We start from the raw sequence: 16,430 nt of genomic DNA on the forward strand, positions 1-16,430 counted from the left end.
CTGCCGAACCAGGCGGCTGCGGAGACGATCCTTCGCGGTTCCGTTGCGACAGGCGTCAACCGGTCGGGACCTGCCCTGCCCGTAGCATCGCCCGCTCGAGCAGCTCGAGGTCGATGCCGACGTGCCGGCGTGCCAGCACCCCGGCATCGACCGGTCGGCCCGCACACACGGCCTCGACGAGCCCCTCGTGCTCCAGCAGCGCGCGCTCCTCCATCTCGGCCATGCCCTCGGCGGTGCCCCACAGGTGCGCGGGCGCCGCGATGGACACCTGCGACTCGAGGTCGGCGAGCGCCGTGGCGAGCACCGCGTTGCCGGCCGCGTCGATGATCGTGCGGTGCAGCACCGCGTCCGCCTGCTGCTTCTCGAGCCCGGACGCCGCGGCGCGGAAGTCCTCGAGCCGGGCGCGCAGCGTCGCGCGTTCGTCCTCGGTGATCCGTTCCGCTGCTGCGGTGGCGAGGGCGCCGTGCAGCAGGGCGATCGCGTCGGTGGTGTCGCGGATGCCGGCCCACCGGGCGAGCAGCGTCCGGCCGACGGCGTCGGAGGAGGAGTCCGGCCACTGCGAGCGGACGAAGGTGCCGCCGCCGCGGCCCCGGCGGGTCTCGAGCAGGCCCCGGTCGACCAGGCGGGCGAGGGCCGCGCGGACGGTGACGCGTCCGACCCCGAGGAGCACGGCGAGCTCCCGCTCAGGTGGGAGCCGTGAAGCGGGCAGGTACTCGCCGACGGCTACGGCCGTGACGAGCCGGTCCTCGACCTCGTCGACACGGGTCTCCGTCGCGCGATCTGGCACTCCGCCCCCTCCTTGCGTTTCGTCCACGTTAAAGGACGAGAAAAGGTATTGCAGGGAACCTTTGCCGGGTCCATGCTGTGCGTCATGTCCCGCATCACCGAAGGCACGATGCCGTTCCAGGACGGCGAGACCTGGTACCGCGTCACCGAACCCGACGCCCAGACCCCCGGCGCGCTCCCCCTCGTGGTCCTGCACGGCGGTCCTGGCATGGCGCACGACTACCTCCGGAACCTCGCGGCCCTCGCCGACGAGACCGGTCGCACCGTCGTGCACCACGACCAGTTCGGCTGCGGCCGCAGCTCCCACCGTCCCGACGCACCGTCGGAGCACTGGACCCCGCAGCTCTTCGTGGACGAGTACACCGCCCTCGTCGCCCACCTCGGCCTCGGCGACCACCACGTCCTCGGCCAGTCGTGGGGCGGGATGCTCGGCTCCGAGATCGCCGTGCGGCAGCCGGAGCACCTGCGCTCCCTCGCGATCTGCAACTCCCCCGCGTCGATGCAGCTCTGGGTCGACGGCGCCGCCGAGCTCCGCGCACAGCTGCCCGAGGACGTGCAGGACGCCCTCACCCGGCACGAGGAGGCCGGCACCGTCGACGACCCCGAGTACCTCGCCGCCACGCAGGTGTTCTACGAGCGCCACGTCTGCCGCGTCGTACCGATGCCGCAGGACTTCGTCGACTCCGAGGCCCAGATGGAAGCCGAGCCGACGGTCTACCACACGATGAACGGGCCGAACGAGTTCCACGTCATCGGCACGATGCGCGACTGGACCGTGATCGACCGGCTCGACCGCGTGTCCGTCCCGACCCTCGTCGTCGCCGGTGAGCACGACGAAGCGACACCCGCCACCTGGCAGCCCTTCGTCGAGCGCATCGCCGACGTCCGCCAGCACGTCTTCCCCAGGGCGAGCCACTGCTCGCACCTGGAGCAGCCCGAGGAGTTCCGCCGCGTGGTCGCGGCGTTCCTCGCCGAGCACGACGACCACGCACCCAGCGACCAGCCCACGGGCTGACCAGGCCCGGCCCACCAGGCCGACCACCCGTCGGACGGGAGGCGCGTCCTCACCCCCACCACGCGCCTCCCGTCCGACACCCCACCGGACCGGACCGGCGCGCCCACCCCGCCACGCGCCTCCCGTCCGTCATCCCCCTCCCACGCACCGTCTCCCCGAACGGAACCACGATGTCGCAGCAGCACAGCGAGCTCTCCGCGCAGCAGCAGCTCGAGGCCTACGGCTACAAGCAGGAGCTCAAGCGCTCCGTGTCCACCACCGACCTGCTCGTCTACGGGCTCGTCTTCATGGTGCCGATCGCCCCGTGGGCGATCTTCGGCACCGTCTACAACGCGTCGAGCGGCATGGTGCCGCTCGTCTACCTGGTCGGCCTCGTCGCGATGATCTTCACCGCGCTCGCGTACGCGCAGATGGCGAAGTCGATCCCCCTCGCCGGCAGCGTGTTCTCCTACGTCGGCCGCGGGATCCACCCCACCGCCGGCTTCTTCGCCGGGTGGGCGATCCTGCTCGACTACCTGCTCGTCCCGACGCTGCTCTACGTGTTCGCGGCCGAGAGCATGGTCGGCATCTTCCCCGGTACGCCCCGCTGGCTGTGGGCGCTCGTGTTCGTCGCGATCAACACCGTCATCAACCTGCTCGGTGTCTCGTCGCTGAAGCTGGCGAACCGCATCTTCCTGCTCATCGAGCTCGTGTTCGTCGCGATCTTCGTCGTCATCGCGATCGTCGCGCTCACCGGTGGGACCGTGCCCGGCGCCTCGTTCAGCACCGACCAGGTGTGGGACCCGTCGAAGGTCTCAGCGCCGCTGATCGCCTCGGCGCTGTCGATCGCCGTGCTGAGCTTCCTCGGGTTCGACGGCATCTCCACCCTGTCCGAGGAGTCCACCGGCCGTCGTGGCGGAGCCGGGCTCGCGATGGTCCTGGCGCTCGTCATCGTCGCGTTCCTGTTCGTGCTGCAGACGTGGCTCGCGTCGGCGCTGGCGGGCGGTCGTGACTCGTTCCCCGAGGGCGAGGCCGGGAACGCGTTCTTCACCATCGTCGAGCAGGCGTCGTCGAGCGGCTGGGCGACCGCGTTCTTCGCCGTCAACGTGCTCGCCGTCGGCATCGCGAACGCCATGGCCGCACAGGCCGCGACGAGCCGCCTGCTCTTCTCGATGAGCCGCGACCGGCAGCTGCCCGCGTTCCTGCACAAGCTCAACGGCCGGCTGGTCCCGCAGAACGCGATCATCGTCGTCTCGGTGCTCTCCGCGATCCTCGTGCTGTTCTTCGTCGGACAGATCGACACGATCTCGTCCCTGGTGAACTTCGGTGCACTGTTCGGCTTCATGCTCCTGCACGTGTCGGTGTTCGTGCACCACGTGGTGAGGGGGAGGTCGCGGAACTGGCTGCTGCACCTCGTCGTGCCGCTCATCGGCTTCCTGATCATCGGGTACGTCCTGCTCAACGCCGCCGTCGAGGCGAAGGTCGGCGGGATCGTCTGGCTCGTCGTCGGCGCCGCGGTGTTCCTGTACTACCGCCGGACCGGCCGCTCGACCGAGGTGGGGTCCGAGGAGCCCGGCACACTGGGCGAGGGGTCCGTCGGCGGCCTCGACACCACCACGACCGAGAAGGGCCAGCGATGATCATCCCCGACCACCACCTGCCGAACAGCTTCGGACGCCCCGGGTTCTCCGCCGACCGCGAGCCCGTGCTCCGCATCACCCCGGGTACCGGCGAGACGATCGGCTTCGAGACCACGGACGCGGTCTACGCCGAGCTCGACGAGCACCACGACCTCGCGCAGCTGCAGGCACCGATCAACCCCGTCACCGGCCCGGTCTGGGTCGAGGGCGCCGAGCCCGGCGACACCCTGGCGGTGCACATCCACGACATCGAGCTGACGACCCACGGCTGGTCGGTGTCGCTGCCCGGGTCCGGCGCACTCCAGCACGTCATGCCCGAGGGCGTCTTCGCCCGCCGCTGCCCCATCGAGGACGGCGTCGTGCACGTCACCGACCGGCACGCGTTCCCGGTCCGTCCGATGATCGGGTGCATCGGCGTCGCGCCGGCGTCGGGGACGAACTCGACGATCATGCCCGCGTACGCCGAGGGCGGGAACATGGACGTCACCGAGGCCCGACCGGGCTCGACCGTGTACCTGCCGGTGCGGGTACCGGGTGCCCTGCTGTCGATCGGGGACATCCACGCGATCATGGCCGAGGGCGAGTCGTCGTTCGTCGCGATCGAGGCGCAGGGCACCGCGATCGTCTCCGTCGACCTCGTGCAGGGCGAGCGGCCCCTCCGTGCACCGCGCATCGAGACCGACGACGAGTGGCTCTTCGTCGGGCTCGGCGACCCGGTGCAGGAGAGCGTGCGGCGCGGGTACGAGGACGCGTTCTCCTTCCTGGTCGAGGACCACGGGTTCACCGCCGAGGACGCCTACGCCGTGCTCAGCGCGGTCGGCGACTCGAAGCTCGGCGGGCCGACCGGGTCCGGTGACCCGGACCCGCTGCACCCGTTCGCGGCGGTCGGGGCGGTGACGCTGCACCGGGTGCCGAAGGCGGTCCTGTAGCGGACCGTGCACGGGCCTGTGTGCGGCGGCAGCGCGCGGTGCGCGGTGCTGCCGCGCAACGCAGAGCAGCTCGCGCCACGGATCTCCGTGGCGCGAGCTGATTCCGGTTGTGCGGAGGGTTCCGGACGGACGACGACGTCGGACGGGAGGCCCGTGGCGGGGCCGCCCCGCGCCTCCCGTCCGACGGGTGGTGACCCGTGTCGCGTGGTCGGCCCCGCGGTCCGCTAGCGTCGGGAGCATGACGACGTGCGGCAACACGGAACCGGACAGCAGGGGTAGGACCGGTCTCGACCGGGTCGGACGTGACCTCGACCGGAACCCGGACGTCGTGGTGCGGGACGTCGAGGTGACCTCCGACGGGTGGCACGTGCTGCGACGGACGACGTTCGACGTCCGCGGGGCCGACGGCACCTGGACCACTCAGCAGCGGGAGACCTACGACCGCGGCAACGGCGCGGCGGTGCTGCCGGTCGACCGAGCGCGCGGCACCGTGCTGCTCACGCGGCAGTTCCGCTTCCCCGCGTACGTCAACGACCACCCCGACGGCATGCTGGTCGAGGTCGCGGCGGGCCTGCTCGACGAGGACGACCCGGAGACCGCGATCCGACGCGAGGCCCTCGAGGAGCTCGGGGTGCGGCTGGGCGACCTGCGGCACGTGACCGCCGCGTACATGAGCCCGGGGTCGGTCACCGAGCGGGTGCACTGCTACGTCGCCGAGTACTCCCCCGACGACCGGGTCGAGGTCGGTGGCGGTCTCGCCGGTGAGGGCGAGGACATCGAGGTGCTCGAACTCCCGGCCTCGGAGGCGCTCGCCATGATCGAGGACGGACGGATCGTCGACGGGAAGACGATCCTGCTGCTCCAGTGGGCCGCACTGCACGGCCTCGTGACCGGGCAGCACGCTCAGTCGTAGCCGAGGACCACCGACGGGTCGTCGCCCTCCGGGTCGGCGCTCGGGACCAGCACCGAGGGCGCGGTCGACCCGCTCACCGGTGCGACCGTCGGCGCTGCGCGACCTCGCGGGAGCGCGACCGACCGGCAGGACGGACCACCGGCTCGGGCATCGACCGCCACACCTGTCCCCAGACCTGCTCGTACTCGACCCGGGACACCTGCCCACGTCGGACGGCGTCCTCGACCAGGCACAGCAGGTCGAGCGATGCCTCGAGGAGCCGGGCGTCGCCGTGCACCTCGGGCCGACCGTTGCCGTGGAACACCGTGACCGTCAGGGTCCTCACGCCGGGGCGCACCCGACGGGTCACCCGGACGAGCAGGACGAAGCCGACGGCGTAGAGCAGGACCGCGACGACGAGGCCGACCGCGGGCGCCCGGTGCAGCGCCACGACGAGCGCGACCGCCACGAGTGCGCCGGCCGCACCCCAGACCTGGAGTGCCCGGAGCAGCAGGAGCTCGCCCGCGGTGGTCCCCGGTGCGTGCACCTCGAGCGTCCGGCCGCTCCAGAGGGCGCGGGTGACGGGCTGCACGGTGCAACGTCCCCATGGGTGCCAGCCGGTCCGGCGGGTGCGGTGCGGGTGCGGGTGTCGGTCTCGGTGCTCGTCCACGTCGTCCACCCTGCGGCGGACCGACCGGGGCCGTGCCGGTCCTCACGGTCTCCTGACGCTGTCGACCGGTTCCCGTGCGCCGACCTGACGCTGCTGCGGCGGCGCTCCCGCAGCAGTGGTGCGCTGTCCGTCGCCCGCTACCGTGGGCGCATGGACGACCACACCCTCGCCGCCGCCCTCGTGACCGACGCCGCTCGCCTCGCGGCCGACATGCGGCGCGACGGAGCGCAGGCGGAACGGAAGACCTCGGCCGCCGACCTCGTCACCGCCGCGGACCGCGCCGCCGAGGAGCTCGTCCGCCGTCTGCTGCTCGAGCACCGTCCGGACGACGGGGTGCTCGGTGAGGAGGGCGCCCGCTCCGAGGCGACCGACGGACGCCGGTGGACCGTCGACCCGATCGACGGGACGTTCAACTACGTCGCTGGACTGCCGGCGTGGTGCAGCGCCGTGTCGCTCGAGGTCGACGGCGAGCTCCGGGTCGGTGCGGTGCGTCGTCCGACCGTCGACGAGACGTGGGTGGCGTCCGACGGGGTGACCACCCGCGACGGGGAGCGTGTGCCGCCGGTACCGGACGTGGCACTCGCCGCGACGAGCGTGGCGACGTTCCTGAACAGCTCCCACCTGCGCGCTGCCGAGGCGGGTCCGATGGCCGTGCTCCTGGCCGCGGCGGCGACGGTGCGGATCAGCGGGTCGGGGTCCTGCGACATGGTGGACGTCGCAGCAGGGCGCGTCGGGCTCTGGGTGCAGACGGACTGCGCCGACTGGGACTGGCTGCCCGGGCGTGCGCTCGTCGAGGGTGCCGGCGGTGTCGCGACCGTCGTCCGGGCCCACGGCCACGACTGGCACCTCGCCGGCGCTCCGACCGCGGTGCGGCAGGCGGCCGAGCTGCTCGGCGCCTGAGCCGCCCTGCGCGGAGGAGCGGCGCTGCCCGAAGCCGCCCCTCCGCACCGTCCGGCGCACCTCGTCGTGCACCGGACGCGTCCTCGGCGGTACCCCCGCCGAGACGTCCTGCCGTCAGGCCGTGGCCTGCAGGCGGTCCTGTTCGTCGACGACGATCTCCACGGTGCCCGACGCCGTGGGACGTCCGAGGGCGCGGAGGTCCCAGCCCGCCGCTCGGTAGGCGTCGGCGTCGAGTGCGTGCCGGCCGTCGACGATGCGCCGGTGGTGGACGAGGGCGCCGAGGTCGTGCGGGTCGACCGTGCGGAACTGCTCCCACTCGGTCAGGAGCACCACCACGTCCGCATCGATCACCGCCGCCGTCATCGACGGCGCGTACCGCAGGGTCGGGTACGCCCGCGCCGCGTTCTCCATCGCCTCGGGGTCGTACACGGTGACGACGGCACCCGCCTCGCCGAGCATCCGGGCGACGTCGAGTGCCGGCGCGTCGCGGATGTCGTCGGAGTTCGGCTTGAACGCCGCCCCCAACGCTGCGATCCGCTTGCCCGTCAGGTCACCCTCCGCCATCTCCGTGACCAGGTCGACGGTCCGTTGCCGGCGGCGCAGGTTGATCGCGTCCACCTCGTCGAGGAACCGGACCGCCTGACCGACGCCGAGTTCCTGCGCTCGAGCCGAGAAGGCCCGGATGTCCTTCGGCAGGCACCCCCCGCCGAAGCCGAGGCCCGGCTTGAGGAAGCGGCCGCCGATGCGGGTGTCGTGCGACAGGGCGCTCGCCAGGACGCTGACGTCCGCACCGGCTGCCTCGCAGACCTCGGCCATCGCGTTGATGAACGAGATCTTCGTCGCGAGGAAGGAGTTCGCGGCCACCTTCACGAGCTCGGCCGTGGGCAGGTCGGCGACGACGAGCGGTGTCCCCTCGTCGAGGATCGGTCGGAACGCCGCACGCAGCTGCGCCTCCGCCCACGCCGACCGGACACCGAACACGAGCCGGTCGGGGTGCAGCGTGTCCTGCACCGCGTAGCCCTCGCGGAGGAACTCCGGGTTCCAGGCGACCTCGACCTCGGCTCCGGCAGGGGCGACCTGCTCCACGAGTGCCGCGAGCCGTTCGGCGGTCCCGACGGGCACGGTCGACTTCCCCACGATGAGCGCACGCCGGTCGATGTGCGACGCGAGCTCGCGGAAGGCGGAGTCGACGTAGGTCAGGTCGGCGGCGTGCGAGCCCCGCTGCTGCGGGGTCCCCACGCAGATGAAGTGGACGTCGCCGAACTCGGCGGCCTCGCGCAGCGACGACGTGAAGCGGAGCCGTCCGGAGGCGAGGGCCGCTGCGAGCTGCTCGGGCAGGCCGGGTTCGTGGAAGGGCACCCGGCCGGCGACCAGGGCCTCGACCTTGGCAGGGTCGACGTCGACGCCGAGGACCTCGTAGCCGAGGACGGCCATCGAGACGGCGTGGGTGGCGCCGAGGTACCCCGTGCCGATGACGGTCAGGCGGGGTCGGTCGACGACGGGTGGCATCCCGGAGGACGGGATCGGGGTGACGGAAGCAGACATGGGAAGGCTCGCTCTCGGGTCGCGGAGGATGGGTGTGGACGGGTGCGGACGGACCGCGGTGGCCGTCGTGTGTCAGTCGGTGCAGGTGGTGGTGCTGAGCTCGTTCGAGCCGACCACGGTGTTGTCGCAGGAGACGGTGTTGCCCTCGACCGGTCGGAAGGCGAACGCGACGCCGTCGGTGTTGCCCAGGTCGACCCGGTTGTCGGTGAAGGTGTTGTCGGTGCCCCAGCCGGAGAGCAGCTCGTGCGTCTGGAACCCGTCGAGCGGCGATCGGACGCCCCGGTTGCCGGTGATCGTCCAGCCGTTGCCCTTCACGTCCACCCACGAGTCGGCGTGGTTCTCGCCCTGCATGCCGACACCGTCGAAGGAGTTGTCGGACAGCGTGCCGCCCGTGGTGCCCTCCTTGATGTCGACGTTCTCGGCAGCGGTGTCGGCGACCGTGTTGCCCGTGACGACGTTGCGGTCGCTGCGGTCCTCCCGGCACTCCGAGACCTTGCACCAGTTGCTCTTCGACGAGCCGATGTAGATGCCCTCGCCGAACTGCGGCTTGCGGAGCCCGGTCCTGGTGACGGTGTTCCCGACGACGGTGTTGTCGCTGCTGTCGGCGCGCAGGTGGATGCCCTCGTCACCGATGTCGGTGACCGTGAGCCCGCTGACGGTCGAGTGCTGGACGCCGTCGAACATGACGCCCTTCTGCCCGTTCCGCACGGTGAAGCCCTCGAGCGACCAGTAGGACGCGCGGTCGAGGTGCAGGACGTACCCGCCCTCCGTGCCGCCCCCGTCGAGCACGGCGTCGCGGGGACCGCAGAGCGTGACCGGGTCGTCGGCGGTGCCCGCCGCGGACGCCTCGAAGCGGCCGGAGTAGGTACCGGACTCGAGCCGGACGACGTTCCCGGCCCGTGCGTCACGGAGGGCCTTCTGCAGCTCCTTCGCGGTGCTCACCGTGGTCGTCGCCGAGGCCTCGCACCGGGCGGTGTCCACCGGGGACACGGCGCCGGGAGCGGCTGAGCCGGTCGACGTCGCCCGGGGCTCGGGGACGTCCCGCGCCCGGGTCGGCTCGGACGTCGGAGCGGCACTCGACGTGGGGCGGGCGCGGGCGTCCTGCTGCGCGCCGCGGTCCGACGCGGTGGTCGCCGCCCACAGCCCGCCGACGGCCAGGACGCCGACCACCAGGCCGGCACCCCCGACCAGCAGGTACGAGCGCAGCCCGCGTCGTCGTGCGCTCACCGGTCAGCTCCCCGAGGGTGCGACCGCACCCGGCTCGGCAGCGTGGGTCCCGCGGCCCCCGACGGGCGGCAAGCCCAGCGAGGTCGGGTCGACCGCACCGCGCGTGTAGCTCGACAGCGGGGCCAGCTTGGCGTACGGCAGCTCCTGCTGCGCCCGACGACGTCGTCGTGTGCCACCGATCGCGGCGACCAGCACCACCGTCAGCAGCAGCAGCCAGAGCACCGTCAGCGGTTGGAAGACCGCGCGCAGGGTGACCAGGAACGGCTTCGTCGAGTGCCACTCGACCGTCGTGTTGCCCCGCTGGGCAGCACCGTCCGAGCGGGCGAGGTCGATCGCGCTCGGCCCGCGGCCGACGACCGTGTTGTTCTCGACGGAGGTGCCGTCGACCGCGCCGACCGTCGTGACACCGTGGACGCGGGCGTCCGCGATCGCGTTGTTCGTCACCGACGACGAGGCGCTGTCCCGCAGGTACACGCCGATGTCCGCGCCGTCCACCGAGTTCTCGGAGACCTCGGTCCGGCTCGCTCCGTCGAGGACGGCGATGCCGTTCTGCGTCGAGTCCTTGACGACGTTGTTGCGGACGACCACGTCGTCGGCGTCGTGCCGGACGACGATGCCCATCTCGTTGCGCGCGACCGTCGACCCGCTGATCCGGACGTTCTTCCCGCCGATCACCTCGATGCCGTAGCGGCCGTTCCCGGAGCTGTTGCTGTCCGAGAGCGCGTTGTTGCCGTAGGTCGTCGTCGGCATGCCCGCCGCGTTCGGACCGGCTGCGAGCCCGCTGCCGTTCAGCGTGATCCCGTTGCGACCGTTGTCCGACGCGGTCACCTGACTGAACACGATGCCGGTCGACGCCCGCGTCATCTTCACACCGTCCACCGCGTTGTCGGTCGACCGGACCGAGGTGAACGTCGAGTTGGTGACGTAGCGGTGCAGCACCAGGCCGTCGATGAGCGAGTGCTCCACCGTGGCGTCCGACATCGTGACGCCGTCCGCGCTCGTCAGGAAGAGGCCGTAGGCGTTCCCGTCGAAGGTGACGTGCTGCACGAGGGCGGAGACGTAGCTGTAGCCGCCGGCGCTGGCCGTGGCGCTGCCCGACTTCGGCAGTTCACCGGTCGGCAGGATCGCGTTGCCGAAGACGTCCTTGGTGGTCCGCTCGGTCTTGCCCTGCTGGTCACCGGAGGCCTGGTCGAGGGTCGAGAGGTTCGTCCCGGTCAGGGACACCCCGCCCGTGGAACCGCTCCAGAACCCCAGGTGGGAGAACTCCGCGTACTGCAGCGTCGCCGTACCGCCCTGCACGCGGACGTACGCACGGCCGTCGGTGGTCTGCTGGTCGACCCGACCGGACTGGGGGTCCCACGCGTCGATGGCGACCGGGGCCTTGGCCGAACCGACCACCTGGAGGCTGCCCGCCTGGGTGACGATGGACACGAAGCCCTCGTGGTTGCTCGCCATGTGGATGCGCAGCCCGTCCGGGCTCGCGAGCCGCAGCGTGGCACCGTTCTCGACGACGATGTTCTCGCTGAGCAGCCAGGAGCCGTCCGGCTGCTTGACGAACGTCGACGGCGCGAGGCGTGCGAGGTCTTCGACGGTGTAGGCCGCGCCGCGGGCGACGAGGACGAGCGTGTACGACGAGCCGGTGGCGAGGCGGTAGGGCTGCGAGACCGCGAGGCCGCTCCAGCGCGCCGCCGAGGCCAGTGCCCGGACGTTGTAGATCCGGTCGTTCTCGGCCGTCACCAGCCGCGCCTCCTTGTCCGGGTCACCCTGGTAGGGGCGTCCCGTCACGGGGGCCGCCGGGCCGGACCCGGTCGCAGCGGCAGCCGCGCCGGGCAGGCCGACGACACCCGCGACGAGCAGCCCCGCTCCCACGAGGAGTCCCGTGGCGATGCGCGGCACCGCCTTCGTCAGCGCGCTCATGCGGCGACCGCCTGGTCGTCGGATGCGGAGACGGAGACGGCGGCAGCAGCAGCAGCGCCGGCAGCGGTGCCGGCAGCGACCGTGCCCTGCGGGAGGACGATGCCGGGCGTCGCGACCCGACGGCCGGAGGTGGTCTCGGGCTGCAGGGTCCGGGCCTGCTGCCCGTCCCCACCCACCTGGTCGGCGTGCCGGGTCAGCCATCCCTGCTTGTTCATCGTGACGAACGAGTACACCTTGATCGGCAGGGCGACCGCGATCACCACGAGGGCCAGCACGGGCAGCACGAACAGGTCGAGCGGGTGCCGCTTGAGGTTCGAGACGCCGCGGACCGCTCGGCCGAAGAGCAGCCAGCCGAGGGTGAAGAGCACGCCGACGGTGCTGAGCTCGAGCCGGCTGAACAGCAGGTACCACATCGTGATGCCCATGGTCACCGGGGTGAGGATGATCTGCAGGACCGTGATCTTGGTCACGAACGGCACCCGCCACACCCATCCCTTTGCGATGGCGGTGAGGTACGTGCGGTAGGAGTTGCGGCTCCAGCGGATGCGCTGCTTGAAGAAGGCCTTGCCGCTCGCCGGGAACATCGAGAGCGCCTTGGCGGACGACTGGTGCACGGTCTTGTACCCGGACGCGATGACGAGCCACGTCAACCGACCGTCGTCGCCTGCGATGCACCGGCGCCCGAGGAAGAACTCGTTCTCGAGGTTGTCGAGCACCGGCATGACGGCGGAGCGTCGGTAGGCGGCGGTCCGTCCGGACAGGATCGGCACGGCACCCGCGGCGCCCATCGCCGGGACGTAGTTGAAGTAGCGGAGGTTGACCAGCCAGTCGGCGATGATGCGCCAGATGCTGGAGTTCCGCTGGTACACGTTCTGCTGCGTGCCGACACCGCCGACGCGCTCGTCGACGAAGGGCATCTGCACGGCTTCGAGGAGACCGGGCTCCCAGGAGGTGTCCGAGTCCACGAGGACCAGGACGTCGTACTTCGCGCGGCGGATGCCCTCGCCGAGCGCGCTCCGCTTGCCGACGTGGTGGAACAGCACCGGCTTCACGGTGGGGTCGCCCACCGCCACGATCCGGCGGTAGGCCTCGGTGTCCGCGACGTCGAGCACGATGATGATCTCGTCCGGGTGCTGCTCCCGCCAGGAGTCCAGGCAGCGGAGCAGGATGTCGGGGTCCTCGTGGAAGGACGGCACCACGACCGAGGTCGTCGTGCGGAAGCCGTTCTCGACCGGACGGGCGCGGGCCGAGAGCACGACCCGGTAGAGCCAGAGCGCCCAGACGATGATGCCGGCGATGCCGATCGGGAAGTACTTGAGCGCCTCGTGGCCGAAGCCGGCGATGTTGTCGAGCACGACCTGGGTCGAGGTCTGCGACGCGAAGAGGACGAGCGGGTGCATGAGGTCGGGTCCTTCGTGCGGTGTTCGGTTTCGGGTACGGAACACGACACTCGGCAGCACCGCACGACGGCACACCGCGCAGGGTGACGCGGGAGCCGCCTGGGTCAGCGGTGCGGAGAGGGTCGGGACAGCGCCGGATCCCCCCGTCGCTGCACGTCGCCAGGTCGGGTCGGGGACCGTGGTCCCGCATCCGACGCTGAGCGTTGGCCTGAACGTACTCTCGGGCGTGTCCCACCACAAGCACAGGACACCGCAATGCGGGTTTGCGCGAAGCCGTAGGGCGGTGTTCCGCCAGACTGGCGCGGTACCCCTCTGTCCCCGTCCTTGCCTCCGACGGCTCCCTGAGGCGCGCGGCCGACGGACTGGAGGCGCGTGGCGGCGCCGCCACGCGCCTCCAGTCCGTCGCGGCGAGGCCGGACGGGACCGGGTCAGCCCGCCACGGGGCCGAACCAGAGCAGGACCGGGGCGAGGACGAGCAGGATCGCGCTGATCCCGGTGACCGCGGAGGCGCGTCGGTCGTCACGCGCGTTCCGGGAGCGCGCGGCGAGGACGAGGGCCGTCCAGGTCGTCCCCCACGGGACGACTGCCAGCAGGAGCACCAGCGGGTAGAGGAACAGGCTCCCCTGCGACCCGGTCACCAGCACCGGGAGCCAGAGCACCGACCACAGCACCGCGAAGGCCGTGGCGGAGCCCACGAGCAGCGCACGCGCGACCTCGTAGCGGGTGTCCGTGGACGGCGGAGGACCTGCAACGGGGTGCACATCGCCACCGTAGCGCGAGCCCGGCCCTCGGCTCGTCACGTGCGCGGCCGTCCTGGTGGGTGTCGACGCCTTCCCGCCCGGCGGCAACTCCGCGGGCGCTGGCACAGCGGGGCGCACCCCCAGCGTGTCGGCTGGTCGAACTCGATGGCCGCCGCGGTCGGTGACCGGGAGGTCTGGGCCTGGACCTCGCGTCGCCGCCGTCGGACGCGCTGTTCCGGTGGAGCGCGCCGCACGTGCTCGCGATGCTCGAGCCGGCGGGGTCCCGACGACAGCCTGACCGGGCGGCGGAACGGAGTCGCTGCCACCCTGCGGGGGGCGGCACCGCGCGGAGCTGCTGTGGGGCCGACGCGCCGTCGTCGTCATCTCGCTCGTCGCCGGTGCGCAGTCCCGGGGAGCGGCGGTCCAACGTGTCGGACGGGAGGCGCGGGGCGGGCCCGCACCGCGCCTCCCGTCGGACTGCTGGTTGGCCCGCTTCGAGTCGAGGACAGATCAGCTATCGTGCAGGGATGACCCCCGAAGTGTGGATCGCCATCGCCGGCGCGGCCCTGCTCGTCGTCTTCTGGATCGGGCACTTCTTCGGGTGGTTCACGAGCAAGCACGGCCGAGGTCTGCCGGACGGATCGGCACCGACGATCCAGGGCAGTCAGGTGACCCCGCCGGACGTCGGCGGCCACGGTGGTGGCCACGGTGGTGGCCACGCGGGCTGACTGCTGCACGGACCCTGACGGGCCTACGCTCAGTGCAGGCAGGAGACCAGCTCCGACCGATGGTTCGCCGTCCGGTGTGTGTTCCGCTACCGCCGGGGTACCTACGAGGAACGGATCGTGACGGTCCTCGCCACGAGCGCCGAGGACGCCATCGGGAAGGCCGAGGACGTTGCGGCCGAGTACGCGGACACCCTCGGTGCTGAGTACCTCGGCCTCGCGCAGTCGTACGAGCTCTTCGACGAGCCGGGCGACGGTGCCGAGGTGTTCTCGCTGATGCGCGACTCCGACCTGCCCGACGACGCGTACCTCGACGCCTTCTTCGACACGGGAGGCGAGCGACAGCGCGACGTGGAGACGCCCGCGGCACCGCCGGATCGACCCGCCGGTCCGCCGACCGAGGAGACGAGCCCAGCCGACGAGACGGGCCCTGTCGGCGAGACCAATCCCGTCGTGCCCGGCGCCGGGTCGGTCGGAGCGGTGGCACTGCCGACCTGGACGATCAACCACTTCTCGCAGAGCAATCCCACGGGCGAGGGACAGGGCGATGTCGCGGCACTCCTGCGTCGGGTGGCGCAGACGATCGACGACCTGGGCGACGTACTGATCGAGGACATCACCTTCTCGAGCAGCGTGACCGCGGGCGAGGACGACCTCACCGTGACCGTGTACTTCCATCCGGAACCGCGCCGTCGCTGACTCGTGCTTCCGGCGGGACTACATGCTCGGTTGCGGTAGCCGGCGGTTCGTGCCGTCGGCGATCATCCGAGCAGGACGACCGGAACCGGCGCGAGGCACCGACGTCCTCCCGGGCGCCGCGGCCGGTGTCAGTGCCGCGTCAGCGGGATGTGAGTGGTCGGGCGGATGGTGGTCCCACCGACACGAGGAGTCCCCCGATGACCCGCATCCTGATCTCCGGCGCCAGCATCGCCGGCCCCGCCCTCGCCTTCTGGCTGAGCCGCTCCGGCCACGACGTCACCGTCGTCGAGAAGAACGACGGCATCCGACCCGGTGGGCAAGCCGTCGACTTCAAGGGCACGACCCACATGCGGGTCCTGCGGGAGATGGGCATCCTCGACGAGCTCCGTCAGTACGACATCCGCGACGGGGACGCTGCGATCGTCGACGAGCACGGCCGCACGATCGGCATCGCACCCGGGGGGCTCGGCTCCGGCGAGCTGAACGTCCCTCGGGACACGATCGCCACGGTCCTGTACGAGCGGACGAAGAACGACGTCGACTACCGGTTCGGAGACCGCATCGTCTCGCTCAGCGACGACGGCGAGGGTGTCTCGGTGACGTTCCACAGCGGCACGACGGACCGGTTCGACCTGGTCGTCGGCGCCGACGGCGTGCACTCCGGTGTCCGTCGCCTGGTCTGGGGTCCGGAGGAGCAGTACGTCGAGCACCGCGGTCACCACTACGTCCTGGCGGACCTCGACCTCGGCGACGACGATGTCGTCTACAGCCAGCCCGGCATGACGGTGATGCTCGGCGGATCGAAGGCCCCCACCTTCATCGTCGTCGCTGCGGACCGGTTCCCGGAGGCCCGCGACGACGTCGACGAGCAGAAGCGTCAGATCGCAGGCGCCCTGCGCGGCGGGCGGTGGCGGATCCCCGAGATCGTCGAACACTTCCCGGACGCGCGGACGTTCTACGCTGACTCGATCAGCCGGGTGACCGTGGACCGGTGGAGTCGCGGTCGGGTGGTCCTGCTGGGAGACTCCGCGTGGGGGAACGCCCTGAGCGGCTACGGCACGGGCCTCGCCCTGGTCGCGGCGTACGTGCTGGCCGGAGAACTCCGCCTCGCAGACGGGGATGTCGCCCAGGCCCTCTCCGAGTACGAGAACCGCTTCCGGCCGTACACGGCCGCCTCCCACAAGGTGAACGCCGGTGCGCTCCTGGCGCCGCGGACGAACCGCGGCATCCGGCTCCGGAACCTGTTCTTCCGCGCCGCATCGATCGCCTCCCCGCTCATGCGGCTCCTCGACCTGCCCGCCAAGGGGATCGACCTCCGCCGCTACCAGCACGCGGGAGCGCTTCTCGAAGACTGACGAAGCGCTTG

15 protein-coding genes are annotated in these 16,430 nt (G+C 71.7%); 8 read left to right on the forward strand and 7 right to left on the reverse strand.

Features of this window, described 5'->3' with window-relative positions; translation table 11 throughout:
• Positions 1-55: 55 nt before the first annotated feature.
• Positions 56-787 carry a FadR/GntR family transcriptional regulator gene (locus ACIPEQ_RS02345; RefSeq protein ID WP_402713818.1) on the reverse strand — a complete coding sequence of 244 codons (732 nt, stop codon included), beginning with the start codon at positions 785-787 and terminating at the stop codon, positions 56-58.
• Positions 788-871: 84 nt separating this feature from the next.
• Between ACIPEQ_RS02345 and ACIPEQ_RS02350 the strand changes: the two genes are divergently transcribed.
• From ACIPEQ_RS02350 to ACIPEQ_RS02365, 4 genes are all read left to right on the forward strand, one after another.
• Positions 872-1,801: a proline iminopeptidase-family hydrolase gene (locus tag ACIPEQ_RS02350; protein WP_402713819.1), complete on the forward strand. Its 930-nt coding sequence runs from the start codon at positions 872-874 to the stop codon at positions 1,799-1,801.
• A 170-nt stretch (positions 1,802-1,971) separates the two neighbouring features.
• A complete protein-coding gene (locus ACIPEQ_RS02355) occupies positions 1,972-3,420 on the forward strand; it encodes an APC family permease (RefSeq protein WP_354027161.1) in 1,449 nt (482 codons plus the stop codon).
• A complete protein-coding gene (locus tag ACIPEQ_RS02360) occupies positions 3,417-4,349 on the forward strand; it encodes an acetamidase/formamidase family protein (protein ID WP_402713821.1) in 933 nt (310 codons plus the stop codon). The genes ACIPEQ_RS02355 and ACIPEQ_RS02360 overlap by 4 nt, the downstream gene beginning before the upstream one ends.
• A 238-nt stretch (positions 4,350-4,587) precedes the next feature.
• Positions 4,588-5,262, forward strand: coding sequence for an NUDIX domain-containing protein (locus tag ACIPEQ_RS02365; protein ID WP_402713822.1), 675 nt, complete (start codon positions 4,588-4,590; stop codon positions 5,260-5,262).
• A gap of 73 nt (positions 5,263-5,335) precedes the next feature.
• Here ACIPEQ_RS02365 and ACIPEQ_RS02370 read toward each other — a convergent pair whose 3' ends face one another.
• The gene (locus ACIPEQ_RS02370) at positions 5,336-5,920 is read right to left on the reverse strand and encodes a DUF6611 family protein (RefSeq protein ID WP_402713824.1); all 585 of its coding nucleotides are present in this window, start codon (positions 5,918-5,920) and stop codon (positions 5,336-5,338) included.
• A 141-nt stretch (positions 5,921-6,061) separates the two neighbouring features.
• Here ACIPEQ_RS02370 and ACIPEQ_RS02375 point away from each other — a divergent pair, with 141 nt between their 5' ends.
• Positions 6,062-6,811 carry an inositol monophosphatase family protein gene (locus tag ACIPEQ_RS02375; protein ID WP_402713826.1) on the forward strand — a complete coding sequence of 250 codons (750 nt, stop codon included), beginning with the start codon at positions 6,062-6,064 and terminating at the stop codon, positions 6,809-6,811.
• Positions 6,812-6,925: 114 nt separating this feature from the next.
• Here ACIPEQ_RS02375 and ACIPEQ_RS02380 read toward each other — a convergent pair whose 3' ends face one another.
• The 5 genes from ACIPEQ_RS02380 to ACIPEQ_RS02400 form a co-directional block, all read right to left on the reverse strand.
• Positions 6,926-8,356: a UDP-glucose dehydrogenase family protein gene (locus tag ACIPEQ_RS02380; protein ID WP_402713827.1), complete on the reverse strand. Its 1,431-nt coding sequence runs from the start codon at positions 8,354-8,356 to the stop codon at positions 6,926-6,928.
• A 72-nt stretch (positions 8,357-8,428) separates the two neighbouring features.
• The gene (locus ACIPEQ_RS02385) at positions 8,429-9,583 is read right to left on the reverse strand and encodes a right-handed parallel beta-helix repeat-containing protein (protein ID WP_402713829.1); all 1,155 of its coding nucleotides are present in this window, start codon (positions 9,581-9,583) and stop codon (positions 8,429-8,431) included.
• 3 nt (positions 9,584-9,586) lie between these two features.
• Positions 9,587-11,500, reverse strand: coding sequence for a right-handed parallel beta-helix repeat-containing protein (locus ACIPEQ_RS02390; RefSeq protein WP_402713831.1), 1,914 nt, complete (start codon positions 11,498-11,500; stop codon positions 9,587-9,589).
• Positions 11,497-12,900 (reverse strand): glycosyltransferase, encoded by a 1,404-nt coding sequence (locus tag ACIPEQ_RS02395; protein WP_402713833.1) that lies wholly within the window; start codon positions 12,898-12,900, stop codon positions 11,497-11,499. The genes ACIPEQ_RS02390 and ACIPEQ_RS02395 overlap by 4 nt, the downstream gene beginning before the upstream one ends.
• Positions 12,901-13,328: 428 nt before the next feature.
• The gene (locus tag ACIPEQ_RS02400) at positions 13,329-13,661 is read right to left on the reverse strand and encodes a hypothetical protein (RefSeq protein ID WP_402713835.1); all 333 of its coding nucleotides are present in this window, start codon (positions 13,659-13,661) and stop codon (positions 13,329-13,331) included.
• A gap of 506 nt (positions 13,662-14,167) precedes the next feature.
• On the opposite strand from ACIPEQ_RS02400, the gene ACIPEQ_RS02405 reads away from it, so the two are divergent.
• The 3 genes from ACIPEQ_RS02405 (at position 14,168) to ACIPEQ_RS02415 (ending at position 16,419) form a co-directional block, all read left to right on the forward strand.
• Complete coding sequence (locus tag ACIPEQ_RS02405; RefSeq protein ID WP_402713837.1) at positions 14,168-14,368, forward strand: hypothetical protein; 201 nt, start codon at positions 14,168-14,170, stop codon at positions 14,366-14,368.
• 117 nt (positions 14,369-14,485) lie between these two features.
• Complete coding sequence (locus ACIPEQ_RS02410; protein ID WP_402713838.1) at positions 14,486-15,064, forward strand: hypothetical protein; 579 nt, start codon at positions 14,486-14,488, stop codon at positions 15,062-15,064.
• Positions 15,065-15,261: 197 nt separating this feature from the next.
• Complete coding sequence (locus ACIPEQ_RS02415) at positions 15,262-16,419, forward strand: FAD-dependent monooxygenase (protein WP_402713840.1); 1,158 nt, start codon at positions 15,262-15,264, stop codon at positions 16,417-16,419.
• The last annotated feature ends 11 nt before the right edge of the window (positions 16,420-16,430 follow it).

It is taken from the genome of Curtobacterium sp. NPDC087080, from assembly GCF_044745105.1.
Lineage (GTDB): Bacteria > Actinomycetota > Actinomycetes > Actinomycetales > Microbacteriaceae > Curtobacterium.

What these genes read in the sequence shown, in the direction of transcription:
- ACIPEQ_RS02405 (WP_402713837.1), top strand. Translation starts at nt 14,168, where the DNA reads ATGACCCCCGAAGTGTGGATCGCCATCGCCGGCGCGGCCCTGCTCGTC.
- ACIPEQ_RS02380 (WP_402713827.1), bottom strand. Translation starts at nt 8,356, where the DNA reads ATGTCTGCTTCCGTCACCCCGATCCCGTCCTCCGGGATGCCACCCGTC.
- ACIPEQ_RS02365 (WP_402713822.1), top strand. Translation starts at nt 4,588, where the DNA reads ATGACGACGTGCGGCAACACGGAACCGGACAGCAGGGGTAGGACCGGT.
- ACIPEQ_RS02415 (WP_402713840.1), top strand. Translation starts at nt 15,262, where the DNA reads ATGACCCGCATCCTGATCTCCGGCGCCAGCATCGCCGGCCCCGCCCTC.
- ACIPEQ_RS02355 (WP_354027161.1), top strand. Translation starts at nt 1,972, where the DNA reads ATGTCGCAGCAGCACAGCGAGCTCTCCGCGCAGCAGCAGCTCGAGGCC.
- ACIPEQ_RS02360 (WP_402713821.1), top strand. Translation starts at nt 3,417, where the DNA reads ATGATCATCCCCGACCACCACCTGCCGAACAGCTTCGGACGCCCCGGG.
- ACIPEQ_RS02390 (WP_402713831.1), bottom strand. Translation starts at nt 11,500, where the DNA reads ATGAGCGCGCTGACGAAGGCGGTGCCGCGCATCGCCACGGGACTCCTC.
- ACIPEQ_RS02375 (WP_402713826.1), top strand. Translation starts at nt 6,062, where the DNA reads ATGGACGACCACACCCTCGCCGCCGCCCTCGTGACCGACGCCGCTCGC.
- ACIPEQ_RS02395 (WP_402713833.1), bottom strand. Translation starts at nt 12,900, where the DNA reads ATGCACCCGCTCGTCCTCTTCGCGTCGCAGACCTCGACCCAGGTCGTG.
- ACIPEQ_RS02350 (WP_402713819.1), top strand. Translation starts at nt 872, where the DNA reads ATGTCCCGCATCACCGAAGGCACGATGCCGTTCCAGGACGGCGAGACC.